Origin of the sequence: Enterococcus sp. B2E4, assembly GCF_030499455.1 — a bacterium.
Lineage (GTDB): Bacteria > Bacillota > Bacilli > Lactobacillales > Enterococcaceae > Enterococcus_D > Enterococcus_D casseliflavus.
In genome coordinates this window covers 124,960-148,509 of record NZ_JAUKPK010000011.1, presented here as the reverse complement: position 1 = coordinate 148,509, position 23,550 = coordinate 124,960, and the positions used below count along the sequence as shown (strand labels likewise).

Below are 23,550 nucleotides of genomic sequence, written 5' to 3'. Positions count from 1 at the left end.
TTATAAATAGCCATACAGTGCGACACAAGAATTAAAAAATGTAATGACATAGATTGTTTTAACGCAAAAGCTAGTAATTTTATTTGAATCCAAATGACTCATTACCTTTTCACTTTCAAAGCCTACTTTATTAAGAATAGGCCCTAGAAATAACGGCAGGAATGCGAGTAAATAAAAATGATACCTACCTTGTACACCTGGGACTCTTAAATCACCAATTGCAAATACTCGTGGATCACCTGTTATTGCCAAGATTGTTCCTGAAATAATCACAAAAAAAGTAGCCAAAGTAAGCACACGTGTCTTCTTAGGGATAGTGATTTTAATAAGCATAGCAGAAAGAGTAATCATCAAAGTATAGTTTATCAAATTGATGAACCCCGCGGCTTCACTAGCCATAAAGTATGGCATTGGATTCTTCAGAAAATAACCGATAGAAGCAATTACATCCGAATATGATCGTAAAAACAAAGTAATTGTGTATCCAATATTACTGATTAAATACGAAAGAACATCTTCATTTTCATCCACTGCGACAGTATTAGCTGCAGGAACATCCTCGAATATATGGAAAATCGCACCGTTCATCAACCATAAAAAGCCTAATGAAAAACATAGAAGTACTGCAAAAACCGTAATTTTTTTTGTTTTCCTCGTATCAAAATATTTTGTAGGCACAAATAAAGGCAGTGCAGCCAACAGAATCACTGGTGCCTTACAAAAAACCAGCCCAAGGCAAGTAAGCATATAAAGTATGATTTTTCGAAAATTAACTTCGCGTTCACCAACAAAAAAATTGGTGAATTGAGCCAATATCAATAGTACTAGACCATAATAAAGATTATCGTAGGTAAAACCAGATGAGATCCATACGGCAAATGGGGTCGTAGCTGCAACGAAAAGCGCTAATTTATAAACTTTGCTTACCTTTATAGCCCAAAAAGCCAACAATGCATAAAACAGAACATTAAAAATTCTCCCTAAATAATAGTGAACAGATACTCTTTGCGAGAATAATCGTCCAATGGATATGCCTATAGCACTTGGTATATAAGCGGGATTATTAAACCCGCTTTTTTCAAGCCAGTCTTCATTATAGGTAGAGGGAATAGATTCAATTTCAAGGAATTCTTTGTGGTAAAGATTAGTATTCAGTTCATTTCCATACTCGGGTTTACTAGGTAATTTGGTAATAGCTAAGAAATCTGGGGATATGGCAAGAAAATTTCTTTCATCTGTTTGATTTCTGACTTTTCCATCTGCTACTTCTAATGCGTGGTAATAATGCGTATTCTCGTCATAGTTTTGTCGAATTGGTAGAATCAGTGCATTTAATGTACCAGCAATAAAGATTAAGACAAACGCATTTCTGGCGATTTTCGTTTCATCACTTATTCTTGAAACTATCAGTAAGAGTATAGCAGCCGCTAAGGCCAAAACAATATACAGTTTAGGCCAAGTTAATTCTATATATTGTAAGAAAAACTGAGCAGTCAAAAGAATGAATAGAAAAAGAATAAGCAGCTTGTAATTCTTTTTTAGTTCAATTAGATTGTTTTTAATAAGTAGCATTAATGGATACTCCTTAAAAAAGCACTTAGTTCATCTTCATGCTCTGATGTTGTACAATTTTCAATTACGTAATTATAAGCATTCTCACCGATAGTTTCTCTAAAAGTCTTATCGTTTATCACTTTTTCTAATTGGTTGAACCACTCATTATCTTTGACGAGTATGCCGTTTCTGTTGTGCGTTACCATCTCTTTAAAAGCGCCAATTTCACTTGCTAATGTAGGTATTTTCACTAAAGCAGCCTCCATCCATTTGATTTCAGACTTTGCCTCATTAAAAATCGAATGTACCAGCGGTGCTAAATTAATGTCCACTTGGCAAATCAGTTTCGGCAATTCTTTCCAATCAACAAATGGATGAATGACCAGTTGCGATTCTACCCTTTCCATTTCTTTCGGGACATCTAAATGCCCAACTAAATGCAATTCCACTTGCGGAAAAGTTTCTAAGATTTCTAGAATAGCAGGCTTAATCAATTCGAAATTCTCATTATGGGTGATTGATCCCGAAAAGTACCCGATTTTCACCTTTGTACTATCTTCCATCTTATTTTCAACTGCATCATGACTGATCGCCACCAACTCTTGGTTCGCAAGATTTCGATTAAGCAGTACGTTCTGGTGATAATTCAGAAGTTCCTCTTTTAAGACACCTGTGGAAGCTATTGCTCCATCACACATAAGCATCATTTTTTTGTAACTGATAACGCCACTATCGTAATTGTTTTTTTCAACTTTTGTAAGATTTTGGACGTACGTCAACTGATCCGTGTACTTGGTATCGATCACTAAATCATCAATATCATACAACACAGGTTTATGGTACTTTCTTGCTAAACGAATCAGTTCTGCTAATCGCTCATCATATGGTGCACGGTAAATAATGATATGACTTGCGTGTTCAGCTAATCCCATCTGAAATGTAGAAAGATTAACATGCCAGACATCAAAGCCTAGGTTTTTTAACTGTTCAATCTTATTTTGTACACGGTATTTTGTTAACTGCGGAATTGCATTTTCGACACCATCTATTATGAGAATATGTTCTTTGTGCTTTTTATTTTTGATATCCTCCATGATTTGATTGATCACAGCACCTGGATACTCCGTTTCATTTCTAATATATTCAATTAATTCAGGAACTTCTGTTTTCCTCTGAAGTCCTTGCCAAGCAAATTTCTCGTCTGTATCGTTTGCAAAAGCTGTGTATTTAACGATAGGTACACCCTCTCGAACCATTTGAAGGGGATGGATATACATTGGACTATCCGTATTCTTTTCGGTTAAAGCCCCGTGTTTAAAGCCCAAATCGCTGAAATGTTTTGTAAAAACCGTTTCATGCTTTCCGATTGCTTTTTCTCTTGAGTTTGTATCTCCAAGATTTTTCCAATAGTCATAAAATGATGGATCGTGGAACATTGATTTCTCAATTACTAAAAAATAGGACTGTAAATGAATAGGGATATATCCATACTTGTTATACTTGGTAAAATCAGGTTGTTCTTCTCCATAAGAAATTCCCCAGAAATCAAGTTTTTTAGCTGCCATTTTATTAAATGCTTCTGTTAAATCTGAGACTGGACCAACATTCGTATCATTCACCAATAACAATTCATCATACTTACTTAATTCCTTTTCGCCAAGAAAATTGATACCGTGTTTAAAGGCTGCCGTATCATATCCATCATTAGATCTAAGAACGACCTCCCCAAACTTACGAAGCTTTTCTAAGTCAGACTCCGGTAATTTACCATTCACTACGATTAATACTTTTTCTGAAAAATCTGCTAAAGAGGAAAGAAAAATGAGTTTATACTCTTGCAGCTGGGATTGGCTTTCATAGATAACATATACCAATACTCTTTTTGGATTTTGATAAACATTTTTTTTGCGTGTTGCTTTTCGTTTGCTAGATAAAACTAAAAATTGCAAATTAGGGATTTTTCTGAGTTTAACCAATAACTTTTGTTTTGCTTTATCAACAAGTACTAATCCTTTACTAGGATTTCTTAAAAATCTTAGTCCATAACTAAAAGGCTTCACAATAAGTTTACCAACCCTGTATGACTTAGATGACATCAACGCTTGTTTATCGTTTTCCAGCAACTGAATTAATTGCGCCATAGATAAATTCTGATTTTGCAAGTCATTTTTTTCAAGATTTTCTTCACGTAATCGCTGATCTATCGCCTGTTTTTCATTGTTTAAGTCTTCCACAGATACTTTTAATTCATTAACTTCTGCAAGCAATAATTCATTATCTTTGTTTTGTTGTTTTATATAATTAGTCAAATCTGCAAGATGATTGATTAAATCTTCGTTTCGGTCTTCCAGTTGCATGATATTATTCTTAATTGCTGAAAGAACCAGTTGTGGATATTGTTCCTGATGCTTGCTCAGGAGATAAAGATAAATCTCATAATAAAATTTTTCGGTCCCATGCTGCCCTTTCCTTGATATTGATTCTTGTAGCACTCGATAATTTAATTTTGTGGAAGAACATTTAACAGCTTTCGCATGGTTGGTAAGAATCAGTCGCATAAAAAAGTCATAGTCGACTAATTTTTTTCTGTTTAACGCTAAATCATATGTTAGCTGACCAACAATTTCTTTTCTTATCAACGAGCAATTATCAATAAAGTTACTAGAAAGAAACTCTTCCAATTGGAATGGTTTGGCTTCCATAAACAGCTCACCTGTTTCAACATTTACAAGATCAGTATATACAATATCTGCTTCTTCTTTTTCGGCAGTTTCAACTAGCTTTTCAATATATTGATTATCTAGATAATTATCACTGTCGACAAATAATAGGTATTTTCCGACAGCTCGCTCGAGTCCTTTATTTCGTGTCACACAAACGCCTCGGTTTTCTTGAACCAAATACTCATGTTTTAGCGAAACATGTGATAAATAATCTCTAATAATCTGATCTGAATTATCTGTCGATCCATCATTGATAATCACTAATTCTAAATGTTTATAGGTTTGGGAAGATACACTTTCCAGACACTGACCAACATATTTTTCATGATTATAACAAGTTATAATCACGGAAACTAATGGTTCCAATACGACTCACCTTTTTCTATAAGTAGATTTTTCTGATCACTTAAGCTTCTGCCAGCTTCCATTGCTTGTCAAAATACCGCTTGAGGCGATCCGCTCGCTTTTTGATCGATTTTTTCTTGGGGAAACGATTATTACGGGTGAATTTTCTTGATCTGAAAAAGCAAATGGTTCGTCCGCGGCGTTTCGAATTGATACGCCTAACCTTAATTTGCATTCATTGATATGATTTAACTCGCAAGCATATTTAAAAGTCTTTTTACCGATACCTTTTGTCATTTCATCATATGAATTGTCGTTGTACATCCAAATGTTGCGATCGATATCTGTCATTGAAAAAGCAATATACGTCTCCATATCTTTTAACACTTCATAAGAAATCAAAAACTCTACTCGTCGATTCTCATCGGTAAGCATTTCATCAGATAATAAATCTACTGTAAAGTTTCGTATTGTTTCCTCTTCTTTACTTTTTGTTTCAACTTCTTGTGGTTCTTCTAAAACCTCTTCCTTTTCAATAACGGTGGAGGCCCCCGTCTGTGTAACATTGTCTAAAGAATATTGATTTGCTACATCATCTGGGGTTCCGATGATTTTTACTTCCCCTTTATCGATCATCAGTGCTTTATTACAGTATTTACGAACAGATTCCATTGAGTGAGTCACGAGTATAATGGTCTTGTTCTCATCTTTGGCCTTCATGAAATAGTCATTGCATTTTCTTTGGAACGCTTCATCCCCGACAGCCAATACTTCATCTAAAACTAAAATATCGCTTTTCGCTTGAATCGCTACAGAAAACGCAAGCCGAACCTGCATGCCGCTTGAATAATTCTTTAATTTTTGATTCATAAATTCAGTTAATTCCGCAAACTCAACGATATCGGAATACATTCCATCCACTTCTTTTTCGGAAAAACCAAGCATAGCGCCATTCAAATAGACATTCTCTCTCCCAGTTAATTCTGGATTGAATCCAACGCCTAACTCGATGAAAGAAACCAATTTTCCGTTCACTTCTACAGACCCTTTTTCAGGTGTATAAATTTGGGAGATAATTTTTAATAAGGTTGATTTTCCACTCCCATTTCTTCCGACAATTCCAAAGAAATCTCCTTTATTCACTTCAAACGAAATATCTCTTAGGACTTTTTGCTCATTGTATCCTTTGATTCCTTTAAAATAATTAACGATCGTTCTTTTTAAGCTCGTTGTACTTTCTGTAGGAAGACGAAACGATTTTCCTATATGATCAACTTTCACTGCTATTTCATTATTCATATTAAATAATCTCCGCAAATTTTTTCGAATTTTTATTAAAAATCATGTAGCCGGCAACTAATACGATCCATGGCAAAACATATGGAATTGCGACGATCCAATTCGTATTTATTAATTGCCATACCGTAATATTGCTTGTACTTGTTAAGATATGCCGCATATCTTGAATAATTTGAGCCATTGGATTCATCATCAAAAGTTTGGCAATGTTCACGTCCATATTCATTACAAGTGTCAATGGGTAAATTAACGGTGTAAGGTAAAAACCCGCTTGAAGGACAACCTCCCAGATCGGTCCAATGTCTCGAAACCTAACATAGATTGTTGCCAAAATAAAAGACACGCCCAATGAAAAGGCATAGAGTTCAATCAGAAGCAGCGGTGCTAAAAAAGCATAGATTGAAATATCCGCTCCATTGATCATCGCAAATAAAAGAACGATCACAAGGCTGATTACTAGATTGATTAAGGCGTTGATCGATACAGCAATAACAATGATATGTGTAGGAAAGCTTAGTTTTCTAAGCAGATCGCCTCGTGTGACGATTGATGACATACCTAAATTTGTCGTTTCGCTAAAAAAGCTCCATAGAACGGTTCCCAAAAGTAACGCCACTTCAAAGTGAGGAACATCTTGTCCAAATTTAAGAAAACGTACAAAGACCACATACATGACAGTAAACAGCATCAAGGGCTTCAAAACAGACCAAACATAGCCCATAATACTTCCTTGATATCTTAGTTTAAAATCGGTTTTTACTAATTCTTTCAATAAAATTCTATTTTTACGCTCGAACATCATTTTCTCCTTTAAGGTTCCACTAATCTTTTTTACGGTAAAACTTTTTAAAGCTATCCTTAAAAAGTATACTCGACATTCCCCTCTTTCTCAACCTCTACCAGATCATTTCAAAAATTGAGAAAAAAAATTAATGTTTCATTGACAGATTAAACGAAAAAAAGAAAGCCGCATTCAACGAACGAAATTTGGCCTCCTTTTTCTCAAAGTTTTTAGTCTCTTTCAAACAAATCTCTTGTGTATACTTTGTCTTCTACGTCATGCAGTACATCTTCCATACGATTTGCTACAATAACATCAGAGATCTTTTTAAACGTCTCAAAGTCATCAATCACTTCAGAGTTATAGAAGGATTTCTCTTTTAAAGAAGGCTCGTATACTACTACGTTGATTCCATGGGATTTGATCCGCTTCATAATTCCTTGAATTGAAGAATAGCGGAAATTATCAGAATGAGCTTTCATAGTCAATCGATAGATGCCCACAACTTTCGGTTGTCGATCAAGGATCTGCTCCGCGATGAAATCTTTGCGGGTCGTATTTGCTTCGACGATCGCTTGAATGATATTATTCGGAACCTTATCATAGTTAGCTAGGAGCTGCTTGGTATCTTTGGGCAGACAGTAGCCACCGTATCCAAAAGACGGATTGTTGTAGTGGGAGCCGATTCTAGGATCCAGCCCGACGCCTTCAATGATTTGTCGTGAATCAAGTCCCCTCACTTCCGCATAGGTATCTAATTCGTTGAAATATGCCACGCGCAGCGCCAGATACGTGTTAGAAAACAGTTTTATTGCTTCAGCTTCAGTCGGATTTGTTAAAAGCACGGGAATTTCATTTTCCCATGCATTTCGCTTGAACATCTCGGCGATCTCTTTCGCTCGCTCACTGCATTCTCCAACAACAATTCTCGAAGGATGCAAATTGTCGTATAAAGCTTTTCCCTCACGCAAAAATTCAGGTGAAAATAAAATGTTCTCTGTGTTAAAACGTGCTTTGAGATCTAATGTATACCCTACAGGAACTGTTGATTTAATAATAAACACAGCATCTGGACGCAATTCTAGCGCTTTTTCGATCACCGATTCTACAGTCGACGTATCAAAATAGTTTTTATGCTCATCGTAATCTGTAGGCGTCGCAATAATTAATACATCCCCAAAGTCAACAGCTTCATCAAAAGCTTTGGTGAAACGAACGGATAAGTCTGTCCGCTCCAAAAACTGGTGAATTTCTTTGTCTTCAAGAGGTGAGATGTTCTTTTGCAATTGATCGATTTTTTCATCCACAATATCATAAGCAAGCACTTCTTCTTTTTGCGCCAATAACAAAGCGTTTGCTAATCCTACATATCCTAAACCAAAAACGGAAACTTTCATCATGATCCCTCTTTTTCTAGTTTTCTTCTTTCTCTAAAGATGCAGTCATATCAGCCAGTGCTTCTTCCCAAGTAGGAATAACAAAACCGGTATTCTTTGCTTTTGTAAGATCCAACACCGAGTATTGTGGTCGTTTTGCTTTTTGCGGATATTCTGCTGAAGTCACAGGTGCAACCTCAACATCCGTTTCTTTCAGAATTTCTTTGGCAAATTCGTACCATGAACAGCTATTGTCATTTGATAGATGGTAGATCCCATAGTCTGCATTGTTTTCGATAATATAGACCATAAATTCAGCTAATGTTCGGGTCCATGTTGGACGGCCATATTGATCATCAACGACGGTTAAGCGCGGGTGCGTTTGCGCTAAACGTTTCATTGTATATACAAAATTATGTCCATATTTACCAAAAACCCATGAAGTTCGGATAATGAAGTATTCATCTAAAAGGTCTTTCACTGCTTGTTCACCCAGCAATTTTGTACGTCCGTATTCATTTTGAGGATTCGGCGTATCTGTTTCTTTGTAGACCCCCTCTTTTTTCGTTCCATCGAACACATAATCAGTACTGATGTAAACAAACTTTGCTCCTACCGCTTTCGCCGCTTTCGCCACGTTTTCCGTCCCGTTGACATTGATTTTCTCATCAAGTTCCTTGCCTTCATCTTCCGCCTTATCTACTGCTGTGTATGCAGCACAATGATAAATAACGGTCGGTTTTAATTCTTGAATAAACGCAAGAGTTGCTTTTTCGTCCGTAATATCCATTTCCTGGGCATCCGTTGAGACATAGTTTAATCCTTTTTCATCTAATAGATGTCGCAGCTCCGTGCCCAGCTGCCCATTTCCGCCTGTCAGTAAAATCATATTTCTCATCCCTTCAAAAAAAGCAGGTTTCCCTGCTTTTATTTATTGTCCATTCGCAGCATAATTATTCTCTACCGCTTCTTTTTCTGTCTTCCACCATTCTTCGTTGTTGCGATACCACTCAATCGTATCGGCTAAGCCATCTCGGAAATTGGTGAATTCCGGTTGCCAGCCCAATTCTTCTTTCAATTTTGTCGAATCAATTGCATAGCGTAAATCATGACCTGGTCGATCATTTACGTGCTCATACGCGTCCTTGGGCTGATCCATTAATTCTAAAATCAGTTCAATTACTGCTTTATTATCCTCTTCACCATCGGCACCGATGAGATACGTTTCACCCATTTGTCCCTTTGTTAAAATCGTCCACACAGCAGATGAATGATCATTTGTATGAATCCAGTCACGGACATTTTTCCCGTCACCGTACAATTTCGGCTTGATGCCGCTCAAAATATTGGTAATTTGTCGAGGAATAAATTTCTCAATGTGTTGATAAGGTCCATAATTATTAGAACAATTGGAGATCGTCGCTTGGAGACCGAATGAGCGCACCCAAGCTTTTACCAAAAGATCGGAACCAGCTTTTGTTGAAGAGTAAGGACTTGATGGGTTATACGGCGTTTTGTCCGTGAATTTTTCTCCCGCTCCTTCGCCATGTCCCGGAAGATCTTCTCTCAAAGGAAGATCGCCATATACTTCATCGGTTGAAACATGATGGTATCTTACATTGTACTTTCGGCATGCTTCTATCAGCGTATACGTTCCAATAATGTTGGTTTGAACAAACGGAAAAGGATCTTTCAACGAGTTGTCATTATGAGATTCTGCAGCATAATGAACGACAGCGTCTGTATCCTGAACCAATCTATCTACCAGCTCCTGATCAGCAATGTCGCCGACAACTAATTCAAAGCGATCCTTTGGAAGACCATTAAGATTGTTTTTATTTCCCGCATAGGTCAGCTTATCTAAAACTGTTACAAAAACATCAGGCTGATTATTGATCACATAATGAACAAAGTTAGAGCCGATAAATCCTGCTCCACCAGTTACAATAATTTTTTTCATCACTTTCACTCCTTATACTTCACCATAGATAAATGTATTTTCTATTTCAAATTCTTTCAGTGTTGGATGTTTTTTATCTTTTTCTGATAGAATCGCTTTTTTCACATCTATAGGCCAAGTAATTGCCAAATCGGGATCATCAAATGCAATGCCGCCATCAGCTTCAGCATTATAATAGTTGTCACACTTATACAAGAAGTTCACATTTGGAGTCAGTGTCATAAACCCGTGAGCATATCCGCGAGGTACTAATAACTGACGATGGTTGTGTTCGGTTAACAAGTACCCTTCCCACTCTCCATAGGTCGGGCTGCCTTTACGAATATCTACGATAACATCAAGTACCGCACCAGTCACCACACGAATCAATTTTGTCTGTGCTGCTTCACCTTTTTGAAAATGCAGGCCTCTTAACACACCTGCTTCAGCAGATAATGAGTGGTTATCTTGAACAAAATCAAAGTCAATTCCTTGTGCTGAAAATTTTTCTTTTGAATAGCTTTCAGTAAAAAAACCTCGATGATCGCCATAAACGTCCATCTCTATTAGTTTTACATCTGTCAATTTTGTTTCTATAACTTTCATCAAAGCGTCTCCTCTTTATTCAGCAGCTAGTCGTAATAAATATTGACCATACTGATTTTTTTTCAATGGCTCAGCTAAAGCAACTAACTGCTCTCTTGTGATATAGCCCATTCGGAATGATATTTCTTCCAAACACGCAACTTTCAAGTTTTGCCGTTTTTCAATCGTTTCAATAAAAGTAGATGCCTCAAGCAATGTTTCATGTGTTCCTGTATCAAGCCAAGCGAAACCTCTTCCCATGACTTCAACAGAAAGTTTATTTTTATCTAGATAAACTTTATTGATATCGGTAATTTCTAATTCTCCACGCGCAGACGGTTTGATATTCTTGGCGATTTCGACTACTTCGTTATCATAAAAATACAGACCTGTTACAGCATAATTTGATTTCGGCTTCTCAGGTTTTTCTTCAATAGACAAGGCGTGCATATCGTCATCAAACTCCACTACACCAAATCGTTCAGGATCATTTACATGATAGCCAAAAACGGTTGCACCTGATTCTTTTGCAGCAGCTCGTTGAAGCATTTTTGATAGACCGCCCCCATAATAAATATTGTCTCCTAGGACTAAACAAACACTATCAGTGCCGATAAACTCTTCCCCAATAATGAATGCTTGAGCGAGGCCGTCAGGACTTGGCTGTACTGCATAGTCAATTTGCAGTCCTAAGTCTTTGCCATCGCCAAATAACTCTTGAAAGCGAGGAGTATCTTGAGGAGTGGAAATAATTAAAATTTCTTTGATCCCCGCCAACATCAAAGTAGACATTGGGTAAAAAATCATTGGTTTGTCATAAATAGGCATCAATTGTTTAGAAGTTGCTTTTGTTAATGGATAAAGGCGTGTTCCTGAACCGCCTGCTAAAATAATCCCTTTCATTCATTACGCTCCTTAATTAATTTACTTGTATTTCTCACCACAGCATTATCTCATTTCTAGAAAGCTTTGTCATTCAATTCAAAGTTTTGAAATGAAAATGTAACTTTTATTTATCAAATACCTTTCTCATGATCAGGCTTCTGATTAAACCCCAGCGCCACACGAATTGCTGGGCAAATGAAGCGGATGTTTTGATTTCACTGGCATTTTTTTCATGTCTGCGATACAACGTTAACTGCTTATCGATAAGCTCGATACGGTTGCCTGCCATTGCACCGATCCACATATCATGCATTGGAATTGCTTGCGGAAACGGAAGAATAGATGGCTTCAACTCTCTTCGAAAAGCCATGCCTGCTCCGATGTATTTATTTTTAAGCAAATTTCGTAAAAATCCGACTTTCACATTCCGATAGGCAAAATAGGAGGGTTCAATCAGTTCAAGCTGTTCATCGACAATTCTCAAATCAGAAATGACTACCTGTGTCTCTTTTTTTTCATTAAATTTTGCTTTTGTATCAGCAACTTTATCGGGAAGCCACACATCGTCTTGGTCGGCCAAAAAAATCAGATCGCCTGAAGCCTGGTTAATTGCGTGTTCAAAATTTTTGATAATGCCTTTTTGCGGTCCTTCCAAAAGTTTGATTCGGGGATCTGCGCGATAAGAATCGAGGATACTTCTTGTCTTGTCAGTAGAGAAGTCATCCGAAATTATCAGCTCATCATCAGGTGCAAGTTGAATTAGAATGCTGTCCAGCTGTTCTTGAAGATACTTTTCTCCGTTATAAGTAGCTACACATACTGATATCATAAATGATCCTTCCTAAATGACAAGTATTCTTTCCATGTTCTTCGACTGAATCGGCACATTTTGGGTGAAAGTGCTTGTTTTATTGTTCGAAAAAAAAGCTGTTTTTCATGTTCCTTTTTCTTTTCTTTATCGAAATCCCTATAGAATTTCGATTCACTGGTAAGAATCTGCTCATATCTTTCCCTAGTCATCGTTTTATAATGCATGACTGAAAGATCATGATTCAGATTTTGGTTTGCGATCAAAAACCGAAAGCCTTCTTGATGTAAGCGAAGAAAAAGCCAATGATCTAAAAAATCCAGCGGAAAAGCATCATTGAATCCGCCGATTTTTTTTATAGCCGCGAGAGTGACTGCGGTGCCGGAATTGATTGCCATAATCCGCTGTTTTTGCTCACCGATAGCAGGATATGCCAGATTTCGATTGATGTAACGATCAGCTAAGACCGGTGATACCTGTATTGTGCCACTGTAAATCAGCGGCACAACAGCACCTATTTCAGTTCCGATCGTCTCAGCCATAAGAAAGTTTAGGTAGGCTTTTGTCAGCTCCGTATCTTGGTCCAAGAGAAGCAGCAAATCAAAATCGCCGCTAGACGCAGACTTAAACCCTTTATTGTATGCTTTGGAGAGGCCGGGATTGGCTGGATCATGAAAATAGGTCACTAATGGATGCTGAAAAAAAGGCTCATCATGACTTTGTGGACTGTTATCATAAACCAGCAATTGGATTTGCTGGTTCTTCACCGCTTTTTCCAAAAGCGGTGAAGCCGATGCTTCTTGCCAGCTTCTTTCATACATTACGATCGTTACAAATAAACGGTTCATCAAAACAGCCTCCAACCCCATTTATTAAAAAATTTCATCATCGAATGCATAAACACCAAAAAGAGTTTTGCACTTCTATGAGCTCCTTTACCGTATAAGTGCACGACTTTTTCAAAGGGCGTATACAAAATGCGGTACCCCGCTTTTTCATATCTCAAACACAAATCATTGTCTTCAAAATACATAAAGAACTGTTCGTCAAAGCCGCCGATTTCTTTAAAGCGAGCGATTTCTACCAGCATAAAACAACCAGAACCCATTCGGATATAACTGGTTTGATCTTGTGGAAGGTCACGGCACTCATAAGCAGACAGTCTTTTTTTAAATACTTTTTTTACCCAATGAAACGGAATAAATCGCAAGAAATAATCGAATACAGCTAATCGTTTTCTTACTAAATACTGAATAGAGCCATCTTCGTTCAAAACCTGAGGAACTACGACAGCTGCTTCATTCTCTTGAATTCTTTTTAATAATCCTTCAATTGATTCTTTCGTGACAAGAATATCAGGATTGCAAATAAATCCGTATTCTTGCGTTGCATTCATTAATAATTGATTGTGTCCATGACCAAATCCAAGATTTTCATTGGCTGAGATGACAGTGACAAATGGATAATCTTGCATTTTAGCAATGTATTCTGCTTTCGAATTATTATCAAATATTTTCACTTCAAAGCGTGGATCCTCTCCTATCTCTTTCTCCAGATGATCCAATGTTTTGAATATATCACGACTATTATGTGTCACAATACTGATGATTATTTTATTCGTTTTTCTATTATCCATAGTGTATTGTCCTTAATGTTATAAAATGAGAGATACTAGTCAATTTGTTATTATATCACATCCCCGCGCGTAAAAAAAGCACACTCGAGCAAGCAAAGCGATTTCTTCTATTCAGTCCCAGCCGCCCTTTGGATTGCTGCTTGCTTCTTTTCTGAAGTAATCCCTCATCATCAAGAGCAGATAAAAACACCAGCCCCGCTAGAGACTTTCTAGCAAGGGATGGTGTGATGAGTGAATCATTTACGCTTTCGCACAAAATTTGTTTAATTACGGATAAATCCGATTCAACAACCGTGGAAACGGAATGGATTCTCTTACGTGCTCGATTCCTGATAACCAGGTAACGGTCCGTTCTAATCCAAGACCAAAGCCGGTGTGAGGAACTGAGCCGTACTTGCGTAGATCTAAATACCATGAATATTCATTTTCGTCCAAGCCGTGGGCGCGGATTTGTTCTAGCAGGTATTCATGATCGATAGCACGTTCAGAACCGCCTATGATCTCGCCATAGCCTTCTGGTGCGATCATATCGGCACAGATCACGACATCTTCTCTCGTTGGATGTGGCTTCATATAGAAAGGTTTGATGGCTTTTGGATAGTTTAAGATAAAGACGGGCTGATCGAATGAATTGGCAATAAAGGTCTCATGTGGTGAGCCAAAGTCATCGCCCCATTGAATATCATCAAAGCCGTTCTTTTGTAATAATGCCACTGCATCATCGTAAGAGATTCGTGGGAATGGTAATTTGGTGTATTTTTTCAAGACTTCACGGTCACGGCCTAAGACGTCTAATGCATAGTCACAGTTATCGAGCACATTTTGCACTAAGAATGCCACGTACTGCTCTTGGACTTCCAAGCTTTCTTCTTGGTGCATAAAGGCCATTTCTGGTTCAATCATCCAAAATTCAATCAAGTGACGACGTGTCTTTGATTTTTCGGCACGGAAAGTTGGTCCAAAAGAAAAGACTTTGCCAAACGCCATAGCGGCAGCTTCCATGTACAATTGACCAGACTGAGACAAATATGCTTTTTGATCGAAATAGTTGGTTTCGAATAAATCAGTCGTTCCTTCTGGTGCTGATCCGGTTAGGATCGGTGGATCGATTTTGATGAAGCCATTCTTGTTGAAAAATTCATACGTTGCCCGAATGATTTCGTTTCGGATTTGCATGATGGCGTGTTGTTTTGAGGAACGCAACCATAAATGACGATGGTCCATCAAGAAATCTGTTCCGTGTTCTTTTGGTGTGATTGGGTAATCATGGCTTTCCCCAACAACCTCTAAACCAGAGATACCAATTTCATAGCCGAATTTTGAGCGGCTGTCTTCTCTGATTTCCCCAGTGACCAGTACGGCAGTTTCCTGATTTAGATTTTTCGCTAATTGGAAAACTTCTTCCCCTACTTCACTTTTTACAACGATTCCTTGAAAATACGCTGTTCCGTCACGAAGTTGTAAAAAGGCGATCTTGCCGCTAGAACGTTTGTTAGCAACCCATGCTCCGATTTGAACGGTTTCGCCAACGTGTTTTTTTGCATCTAAAATTTGAATAGATTCCACTTGATTCTCTCCTATCTAATTAATAAAGGCACCATAGAGCATTTTAAGCTTTTTGGCGTTTCTTTTCAACAAAATCATGGATTCGTTTGGTAGCTTCCGCTAACGTGTCCCAATCAGTTGCATAGCTGATGCGTAAATAATCTGGTGTACCAAAACCAGCACCAGTCACTACTGCCACGTGGGCTTCCATCAGCAAGGCCTCCACGAAGGCATCAATGGTTTGATAGCCGCACATCGTCATGGCTTCTTTGACATTTGGGAACAAGTAAAACGCGCCTTGGGGTTTCGTCACCTGAAAACCAGGAATAGCGGCAATTAGCGGATATAGTTTGTTCAAGCGCTCTTCGAAGGCCTGACGCATCACTTCGATCGATTCTTGATTCCCAGTCAGTGCCTCAACTGCTGCGTATTGGCTAGCAGCCGGCGGGTTGCTAGTAGCTTGGGAAGCGATATCGATCATCGCTTTGATGATTTTTGCATCGCCGACAGCAAATCCGATCCGCCACCCAGTCATAGAATAGGTTTTAGAAACGCCATTGATCACGATGGTTTGTTTGCGGATCTCTTCTGATAAGCTTGCGATCGATGTAAAGGTATTGCCGTTATAAACCAAACGACCATAGATATCATCGGCAATGATCCAAATATTATTTTCCACTGCCCAGTTGCCGATTGCCGTTAACGCTTCTTTTGAGTAAATCGCCCCTGTAGGGTTGGCAGGCGAGTTTAAAATGATGGCTTTCGTTTTCTCTGTACGAGCAGCCTCTAATTGAGCCACAGAAACTTTAAAATCGGCTTCTTGCTTGGCTTCAACAAACACAGGTGTCCCTTGCGCTAAACGGACTTGTTCCGCATAGCTGACCCAATAAGGCACTGGAATGAGTACTTCATCCTCTTCATCAAGGAGCGCTTGAAACAGCGTATAAAGGGCAAACTTCGCGCCATCTGTCACGATCACTTGGTTTGAATCATAGTCAGCACCATAAAACTCTTTCATATAAGCAAGAATCGCCTGTTTTAACTCAGGAATCCCCGCAGTTGCTGTGTAAAAACTAGCCTTGCCGCTCTCAATCGCTGCGATCGCTGCTTGGCGAATGTTTTTCGGGGTAATAAAGTCGGGTTCACCGACAGTTAGACTTAATACGTCTACACCTTGGTCCGCTAACGCTTTTGCCTTAGCAGATGCCGCTAACGTTGCGGAGGGTTCCAATTTTTCTGCTCTTTTTGAAAGTACCATGTTTATCATCCTTTCTACGATCCAAAATTCATTCTATCATAAGCGTCTTCCTATAGTTCAGTGATCGCTTTGATTTCTTCGCCATCTTTGAAACCAATCAAATAATAGTTCAAACGACCCTCGCCATCTTTCGTCATGACTTCCCAAGTTGGCTGGCCTTCAAAAATACCCAATGCGGCCTTTTGGATTTCCTGACCTTGATGATTGTCGCGAACAAATGCCTTAGCTTGTGCTTCCGTCAGCCCATCCGCTTGATTAAAAACAGAAACCTTCTCACCGCTTTTTGGGATGATCACAACGATCTCATTGTTATTCGTATCCTTTCCAACAATGCTAAAGGAGGTTTCCTCACGGGTAAACCAATAAAATTGTTCGACCTCTGCTAAATCGGTGTATCTTTCTGCTATTTCGATTGCTTCGTTTCTTGCTTGTCGCATTGGACGAGAAGAACGGAGATAGAAAATAGAAGCGAAGAGAATAACGACCAGTAAGACTGTGATCGCACTCAGCAAAATAACCACACGCCGATGTTCTTTGTCTTTTGTTTTCACACTTCGTACTCCAATCTTAAATAAAATCCATTATATCAGATGTTCAACTCATTTTTCAAAATCGGCTGCTGCTTTTTCCTCTTGCGCAAAAAAATGTTGGATGTCTTCGGCGATCTCGGTTGGACTTGCTTCAATCAGAGGTAAGTTTTTGGGTAAGCCTTTGACCATTCGTTTGCCATATTTTGTCGATAGCAAGCGTCGATCAAGGACGACCATCACGCCGGTATCCTCCTCGGAACGGATCAAGCGCCCCAATGCTTGGCGCAGCCGTAAAATCGCTTTAGGTAAGGCATCTTCTTTAAAAGAATCAATGCCTTCTGCTTCCAAAAAGGCGTGCCGTGCTTGGACCATGGGTTGTTTAGGGTTCTCAAAAGGCAATCGGGTCACCACAGCGATCTTCAGTGCCTGTCCTGGTAAATCGACCCCTTCCCAAAAACTGCTAGTCCCTAATAAGATACCATTTTCCGCTAATAAAAATTTCTTTAAGATTTTCTCACGGGTTCCGCCAGTCCCTTGAGCAACGATTTCTCTGCCATAATGCAGGGCTTTTTTATTCAATCGATCATAGACATTTTTCAAAGTTTCGTGCGCCGTAAACAACACAAGCGCTGGTTGCGGATTGTCAAACAAAATCGGGACCAACGCTTCGACTAAATAATCCGCGTATTCGGCAGCTGATGCTTGTTGGATCGAGAGACCTTTTTTGATTACATACAGTCGCGTTTGCTTGCTGTAATCATAAAAGGCAGGAATCGTTTTGACTGGCACATCCGTCAAGCCGATCTGATGGGCAAAATATTCTTTGTTGCCTGGGATCTTCAATGTCCCCCCTAGATAAATGATGTGCTGATAGCGTTGGTACCATGTGCTCTCCACGATCGAATGCCCTTCTAGATCAGCTAATTCAATCACAGCATTTCCTGACTGGGGATGCTTTTTCAACCAATGAACGTAACGAGGATGCCACCAAGTCAACCATGCGGTCACCGTTTGTTCCTGTGCGTCCATTTGACTAAAGAAATCAAATAAACGGGCAATCACGATCCGTTGTCTTGCATACCACCGATCATTGGTCAACTCGAATCGCTGACGCAGCTGCTGTTGAATCTCATTGATTTCCTGATAATAGAGGCTCAATTTTTGATGTAGCTTGTCCTGCTCTAATGACCCATCATAGAGGTCATGATGCTGAACGACTTGTAACTCTGGCGCATCGATCGATAAGCTGCGAAAATACTGCTCTTGTGTTTCGACCAAGATCGACAACGCGTTTCGATACAACGAGAACATCCGTTGCAAAAAATCGTCCTCGGTAATGATCTGGGCAATTTCTTCAAATAGTCCTTCTTCATTCAGCTGTAAAAACTGCCGCTTGAAATGAGCAGAGTCAAAGACATGTTGACTAAAGCCTTCTGCTTGCTGCGGCAACTGTTGGGCTTCATCGATCAATAAGTAATCACTCGCTGGCAAAAGCGGCTGCACTCGCCGGTTTTCCTGCATCAAAAAGGCATGGTTGACGATCAAAACATTGCTTTGCGCCATCCGCTGATATAAATGTCGGACAAAATCCTGTTCATAGAAGGGTTGATCTTTGGCTAAAAAGGCAACGCCGCGATGGCGGATGTCGGTAAATAAAGGATGATCAAGACGAACTAAATTCAACTCATCAAAGTCACCTGTTTCTGTTTTGGTCAGCCAGACTAAGATCCCCATCTGATATTGGGCGTATTGCTTTTGTTCTACCGGTTGATCCAGCGTCGCTTTAAAGCGCTGCAAATCAATGTAATGACGATGGCTTTTGACCAAGACCGCTTGCAAAGGCTGCTGCAGTACTTGGTTCACCAATGGAATGTCTTTGCTAATGATCTGATTTTGTAAAAGAATCGATGAGGTGCTAACGATCAATGGATTTTCTGGCGTCACTAAATAAGCGGCTGGAAACAAGTAACCGATGGTTTTTCCCATCCCCGTTTCTGCTTCAATAATCAAATTTTTCTCTGGTTGGGTGTAATGCGTATACACCGCATTCATCAAACGTGCTTGTTGTTTCCGATAGATCAAGTGCTCGCCAAAGCGCTGTTCTTTTTCCGTTTTTACTTTCGGATACGTTTCTTGAAAATGCGTGGCTTCAAAAAGCGGAACAGTTTTTTTTCGCAGGACAACGCCGTCGATCACTTCGAAATCTTCCGCCAACTCTGGTCCTTTTTCTTTCAAAATTCCGTGAATATACTCACTCGTTTGCATCCCCATCTGACCGCTTAAAAGTGCAATCTGTTTAAGAGTCGTCCGTGGTAGCTGTCGCATGATTGCTTCAATGTATAAAAATAATGCTGCGGTCACTTCTGCATCACTATCGGCTTGATGCGGGTTGTCATGACGAAAGCCGATGCTGTCTGCCAGATCACCTAAGCGAAAGCTGCTTTCTGTCGGCAAAAACACTTGCGCCAATTCCACCGTATCGATCCCTGGAATCGATAAAGGCGGCAGACCGCAACGAACAAATTCATTGCTTAAAAAATGATAGTCAAAATAAATGTTATGCGCCACAAAAATCGTATTGCTGAGTAAGTTGTAGATCGTGTCAGCTATGTCTTCGAAATAAGGAGCTTTGCTTACTTGCTGGTTTGTGATGTGTGTCAATCGTTGAATTTGCTTAGAAATTCTGCGGTCAGGGTTGATATCTGCGGCAAAACGATTAATGATCTTGCCATCTTGGACTAAGACGCAGCCAAATTGAATAATTCGATCAATCGTCGAATCGGTTCCTGTTGTTTCAAGATCCACCACAGCGTATATGGGTTTCATTGTATTCCTCCTTGCACACTGTCTGCATTATACTACAAAATCAATGGCGATTACATCTGTTTTCCCATCGGATACGAGGGTTCGCAGGAAGAAGAACCTTACTATCTAGTATCCGTATTTATCAGCCAAAGGAATTTGTCACTCGTCGCTGATCGCTTTTTTCGACAAAAAAAGGGATCTTTTTTATAATTTACTATAAGGAGGCGAAAAAAATGAATGATTTCAAAAACAAACGAGTGATTGTAACGGGGGCTGCTTCAGGGATTGGAAAAGCGGTGGCAGAACAATTTCTAGCCCAGGGTGCTCTTGTTGGGTTGATTGATCGCAACGAAGAGGAGCTGCAGGAGTTTCTTGCTGACTATGACACACAAACCCACTATCGTGCCGTTGACGTCACTGAAGCAGAGAAGCTGCAAGAAGCGATGAGTGGTCTTGTGGAAGAACTAGGCGGTCTCGATGTACTTCACGTCAATGCCGGCATCAACGGTACTTGGACACCGATCGAAGAATTGACGGTGGCGGAATGGGACCAGACAATCAACACAAATTTACGCAGTACCTTTATTACCGTCAAAGCTGCGATCCCATTTATGAAAGCAAACGGCGGCAGCATTGTCATTACGAGTTCAGTCAATGGAAACCGCATCTTCAGCAATTTTGGTGGGACTGCTTACAGTACATCTAAGGCAGGTCAAGTCGCCTTTACAAAAATGGCTGCGCTGGAACTTTCTGGTTATAATATTCGGGTCAATGCCATCTGCCCTGGGGCGATCGCAACGAATATCGATGCCAGCACAGAAATTGAAGAAGAGGTTGCTCGCGTTGAGATCCCCGTCAAATATCCAGAACGTTCTCGACCATTAAAACAAGAAACAGGCGTGCCAGAACAAGTCGCCAACCTTGTGCTTTTTCTATCTTCAGAGGCTGCGGGCAATATTTCTGGAACGGAAGTCTATATTGATGGAGCGGAATCTTTGCTTTAATACAACAAAAAAACGAAAAATCAAACCTGCTCCCCTCACTTGTTTCAAGTAAAACCTGTGAGATGGATCATTTCTTGATTTTTCGTTTTTTCTTTTTGTTTATTTTTCCACCAAAGCTGCGATTTCTTCTAGAAAAGCAGTCTTGCCATAAAAATCTGCATTCAATAACTCGGGAAAAATGGCTTCAAAGAAATAGGTCACACATGGACGATGCTGAAACGCTTTGACCGTCAAAACCGCTTCACGAAACATTTCTTTGAACACTTTGTCGGGGTTGCTTTTTGAGATCTCTTCAAAAGATTCATATAAAAGATCGATCTTATCCGCAATTGCCAACAGCTGTCCTTCAAGGCTGTTGTCTTTGCCATCCGCCAAGCGTCTGCGATACGTCGCTTGAAAACTTTGGGGGATTTCTTCTTCGATGAAGGCATCGGTCATTTTTTCTTCAACGGTTGATAACATCGCCCGCAATTCTTTGTTTGCATATTTGACTGGCGTTTTGATGTCGCCAATGAAACGTTCCGTGTAATCATGGTTCAAGGCTTTTTCATAAAGAATTTGCCAATCGACTTGATTTCCCGCTTGTTCTTCGATATCGGCTAAGGTCTGGGCAATCATGGTTACTCGAAACGAATGAGCGGCCACGCTGTGCTCGGTAAACTTAAAAAATCCAGGTGCTCGTTGGATTTTTTCTAAATTAGCCAATCCAAGAATAAATTCATTCAATCCCATCAGTTTGCCTCCTTTTTTTTCTAAGAGTATAACAACTACTTTCTCAGCAAGCAAATATCACGCGCACAAAAAAAGAGCAGCTAAGCTGCTCTTAAAAGGCATTCACAAATTACGCTTTGTTAACGTTAGTCGCTTGAGGGCCACGTTGTCCGTCTTCGATATCGAAAGTCACTGCTTGACCTTCTTCTAAAGTTTTGAAGCCTTCGCCTTGGATAGCTGAGAAATGAACGAATACATCGTTACCGTTCTCTGCAGTGATGAATCCAAAACCTTTGTCTGAGTTAAACCATTTAACTGTACCTGTTTCCATAATAAAAATCCTCCTTGTGTTTATACACATATTTTGCAATTACTTGTATAAGGTGAAAATGTGGAAGATGTTTAAGATGAAACAAGCTACCATAATTTACCGTAACAAAAACTACACTTTGTATTATAGCACATTATCTTCTTTATGACTAATAGAAAATCAAAAAAAATGAAAACGCCTTTATTTTTTTGTGATTCGCAAAAAGACTGCTGCACTAAAGATCTGCAACAGTCTTTTCTTTTTTGGAAACGATTTATTTACGAAGGACGCAACTGCGTTTAGTAGCGCAAAATCGCAGTCAAACTTTTTTCTCCTGGGGCATCTTTTTGTTCCAAAATAGATACCTCGCCGCCATTTTCTAAAACATCGATTGCCAGCGTATTTAACACTTGGCGACGATCGTATTCCGTGTCAGGATCTTCTCCAAACCCATCGGCGAGATTGGAAGTCGCTACAAACAGATTGGCGATCCTGCCTTCTTTAGCTGCAGGTACGATATCAACCAATTGGTCAATAAATTTCCGATCCAACAGCTTGCCGTATTCCCCAACTTCTTTTTGTGTTAACTCCGCAATCAGCTTTTGCGTACACGTTTGGATCTCTTTCAAAGATAACGATGCTGGTGAAGAGGAAATGCTTGGTTCTGCTTTGAAAAAGTTCGTTTTTGCCACTTTTTTAAACAGCGTTTGATTTTCTGGTAAAGCAAAAAGATACATTGGTAAATGCTCTTCGTTTGAAAAATCATTCTTAAAAAATGCATCAACTGCTTGGTAGTAGTTGACGTGATCGATCTCGACTTCTTCATCTTTGGCACTAAAGCCGTGATAAGCGACGCCTTCTCCCCCTGAGTTAGGGCCGCCTTGGGCACTGTAATTAAAGTTGCCGCCGCCAGTGATTTCTTCCCCCAGCGCTTTTTCGATCGTTGTCGGTGCCTCTTCTGGCAACTCGACTTCACGCACTTGATTGTTTTCAACTTGATAGACTTGCATTGAATCGCGATTCAACGCTAAGAGATAAAATGGGTAATTAAATTGTGCGTTTTTGATGACAGCTAATACATACGGGGTTTCCCCTACATAATATTGATCATCCACACGAATACTTAACCGATGGACCAGTACATCTTCTGGTGTGATAATCACCGCCACACTCGTTGTACTGTTACGCCAAAATGATTGATCTGCAAGCAGTTCATCAATTTTTGTTTGAAAAAGATCCCAAGAATGTTCTGGGTATTTCTTTTCAAAGCGGCGCTTCGCATCTTTGGCAAAGTTCTTAAATTTGATTTGATCCTTTTCGACATTCTGGTGGCCGACATGCGTATTGAGCATGATCGTGACAAATGGTCCTTTGATTCCGTCAGATATTACCTGCGATAAAAAACTTTTTCCAAATTTTCCCATTCCACATTACCTCCTGCTTAATCAAATACAAA

The 23,550-nt window shown here is 39.4% G+C and carries 20 protein-coding genes; 1 reads left to right on the top strand and 19 read right to left on the bottom strand.

The features are described 5' to 3' along the window. The 16 genes from Q1X33_RS08790 to Q1X33_RS08715 all read right to left on the bottom strand — a co-directional run bounded on the left by Q1X33_RS08790 (window position 1) and on the right by Q1X33_RS08715 (window position 20,090). Window positions 1–1,572 (bottom strand): DUF2142 domain-containing protein, encoded by a 1,572-nt coding sequence (locus tag Q1X33_RS08790; RefSeq protein WP_225582076.1) that lies wholly within the window; start codon window positions 1,570–1,572, stop codon window positions 1–3. Further along, window positions 1,572–4,643, bottom strand: coding sequence for a rhamnan synthesis F family protein (locus tag Q1X33_RS08785; protein WP_270787840.1), 3,072 nt, complete (start codon window positions 4,641–4,643; stop codon window positions 1,572–1,574). Before Q1X33_RS08785 ends, Q1X33_RS08790 begins: the two co-directional genes overlap by 1 nt. Before the next feature lie 36 nt (window positions 4,644–4,679). After that, window positions 4,680–5,921, bottom strand: coding sequence for an ABC transporter ATP-binding protein (locus tag Q1X33_RS08780; protein ID WP_005229526.1), 1,242 nt, complete (start codon window positions 5,919–5,921; stop codon window positions 4,680–4,682). Between the two features lies 1 nt (window position 5,922). Continuing rightward, complete coding sequence (locus tag Q1X33_RS08775) at window positions 5,923–6,723, bottom strand: ABC transporter permease (RefSeq protein WP_005229524.1); 801 nt, start codon at window positions 6,721–6,723, stop codon at window positions 5,923–5,925. A 209-nt stretch (window positions 6,724–6,932) separates the two neighbouring features. Then, the gene (locus Q1X33_RS08770; RefSeq protein WP_005229522.1) at window positions 6,933–8,099 is read right to left on the bottom strand and encodes a nucleotide sugar dehydrogenase; all 1,167 of its coding nucleotides are present in this window, start codon (window positions 8,097–8,099) and stop codon (window positions 6,933–6,935) included. A 16-nt stretch (window positions 8,100–8,115) separates the two neighbouring features. Next, a complete protein-coding gene (gene rfbD, locus Q1X33_RS08765) occupies window positions 8,116–8,967 on the bottom strand; it encodes a dTDP-4-dehydrorhamnose reductase (RefSeq protein ID WP_034869305.1) in 852 nt (283 codons plus the stop codon). A gap of 42 nt (window positions 8,968–9,009) precedes the next feature. Continuing rightward, on the bottom strand, window positions 9,010–10,038 hold the full coding sequence (gene rfbB / locus Q1X33_RS08760; RefSeq protein WP_034869303.1) for a dTDP-glucose 4,6-dehydratase: 1,029 nt from the start codon (window positions 10,036–10,038) through the stop codon (window positions 9,010–9,012). Between the two features lie 12 nt (window positions 10,039–10,050). Continuing rightward, the gene (rfbC, locus tag Q1X33_RS08755) at window positions 10,051–10,623 is read right to left on the bottom strand and encodes a dTDP-4-dehydrorhamnose 3,5-epimerase (protein ID WP_005229516.1); all 573 of its coding nucleotides are present in this window, start codon (window positions 10,621–10,623) and stop codon (window positions 10,051–10,053) included. Between the two features lie 15 nt (window positions 10,624–10,638). Beyond that, window positions 10,639–11,505: a glucose-1-phosphate thymidylyltransferase RfbA gene (gene rfbA, locus Q1X33_RS08750; protein WP_005229515.1), complete on the bottom strand. Its 867-nt coding sequence runs from the start codon at window positions 11,503–11,505 to the stop codon at window positions 10,639–10,641. Between the two features lie 106 nt (window positions 11,506–11,611). Then, window positions 11,612–12,316 carry a glycosyltransferase family 2 protein gene (locus Q1X33_RS08745; RefSeq protein WP_005229513.1) on the bottom strand — a complete coding sequence of 235 codons (705 nt, stop codon included), beginning with the start codon at window positions 12,314–12,316 and terminating at the stop codon, window positions 11,612–11,614. Further along, window positions 12,313–13,143: a glycosyltransferase gene (locus Q1X33_RS08740; RefSeq protein WP_301969631.1), complete on the bottom strand. Its 831-nt coding sequence runs from the start codon at window positions 13,141–13,143 to the stop codon at window positions 12,313–12,315. The genes Q1X33_RS08745 and Q1X33_RS08740 overlap by 4 nt, the downstream gene beginning before the upstream one ends. After that, complete coding sequence (locus Q1X33_RS08735; RefSeq protein ID WP_005229506.1) at window positions 13,143–13,931, bottom strand: glycosyltransferase family 2 protein; 789 nt, start codon at window positions 13,929–13,931, stop codon at window positions 13,143–13,145. The genes Q1X33_RS08740 and Q1X33_RS08735 overlap by 1 nt, the downstream gene beginning before the upstream one ends. A 267-nt stretch (window positions 13,932–14,198) precedes the next feature. Continuing rightward, a complete protein-coding gene (gene asnS, locus Q1X33_RS08730) occupies window positions 14,199–15,497 on the bottom strand; it encodes an asparagine--tRNA ligase (RefSeq protein ID WP_005229504.1) in 1,299 nt (432 codons plus the stop codon). A 43-nt stretch (window positions 15,498–15,540) separates the two neighbouring features. Next, on the bottom strand, window positions 15,541–16,734 hold the full coding sequence (locus Q1X33_RS08725) for a pyridoxal phosphate-dependent aminotransferase (protein ID WP_005229502.1): 1,194 nt from the start codon (window positions 16,732–16,734) through the stop codon (window positions 15,541–15,543). Between the two features lie 50 nt (window positions 16,735–16,784). Further along, window positions 16,785–17,285 carry a DUF5590 domain-containing protein gene (locus Q1X33_RS08720; protein WP_005229501.1) on the bottom strand — a complete coding sequence of 167 codons (501 nt, stop codon included), beginning with the start codon at window positions 17,283–17,285 and terminating at the stop codon, window positions 16,785–16,787. Window positions 17,286–17,333: 48 nt separating this feature from the next. Next, window positions 17,334–20,090, bottom strand: coding sequence for a helicase C-terminal domain-containing protein (locus Q1X33_RS08715; protein WP_005229500.1), 2,757 nt, complete (start codon window positions 20,088–20,090; stop codon window positions 17,334–17,336). A 212-nt stretch (window positions 20,091–20,302) separates the two neighbouring features. Between Q1X33_RS08715 and Q1X33_RS08710 the strand changes: the two genes are divergently transcribed. After that, window positions 20,303–21,073: an SDR family NAD(P)-dependent oxidoreductase gene (locus tag Q1X33_RS08710; RefSeq protein ID WP_005229498.1), complete on the top strand. Its 771-nt coding sequence runs from the start codon at window positions 20,303–20,305 to the stop codon at window positions 21,071–21,073. 99 nt (window positions 21,074–21,172) lie between these two features. On the opposite strand, the gene Q1X33_RS08705 is transcribed toward Q1X33_RS08710, so the two are convergent. From Q1X33_RS08705 to Q1X33_RS08695, 3 genes are all read right to left on the bottom strand, one after another. Next, complete coding sequence (locus tag Q1X33_RS08705) at window positions 21,173–21,805, bottom strand: HD domain-containing protein (protein ID WP_010749341.1); 633 nt, start codon at window positions 21,803–21,805, stop codon at window positions 21,173–21,175. A gap of 109 nt (window positions 21,806–21,914) precedes the next feature. Continuing rightward, window positions 21,915–22,115, bottom strand: coding sequence for a cold-shock protein (locus Q1X33_RS08700; protein WP_003126918.1), 201 nt, complete (start codon window positions 22,113–22,115; stop codon window positions 21,915–21,917). 278 nt (window positions 22,116–22,393) lie between these two features. Next, a complete protein-coding gene (locus Q1X33_RS08695) occupies window positions 22,394–23,518 on the bottom strand; it encodes a hypothetical protein (protein WP_005229492.1) in 1,125 nt (374 codons plus the stop codon). Window positions 23,519–23,550 lie beyond the last annotated feature (32 nt).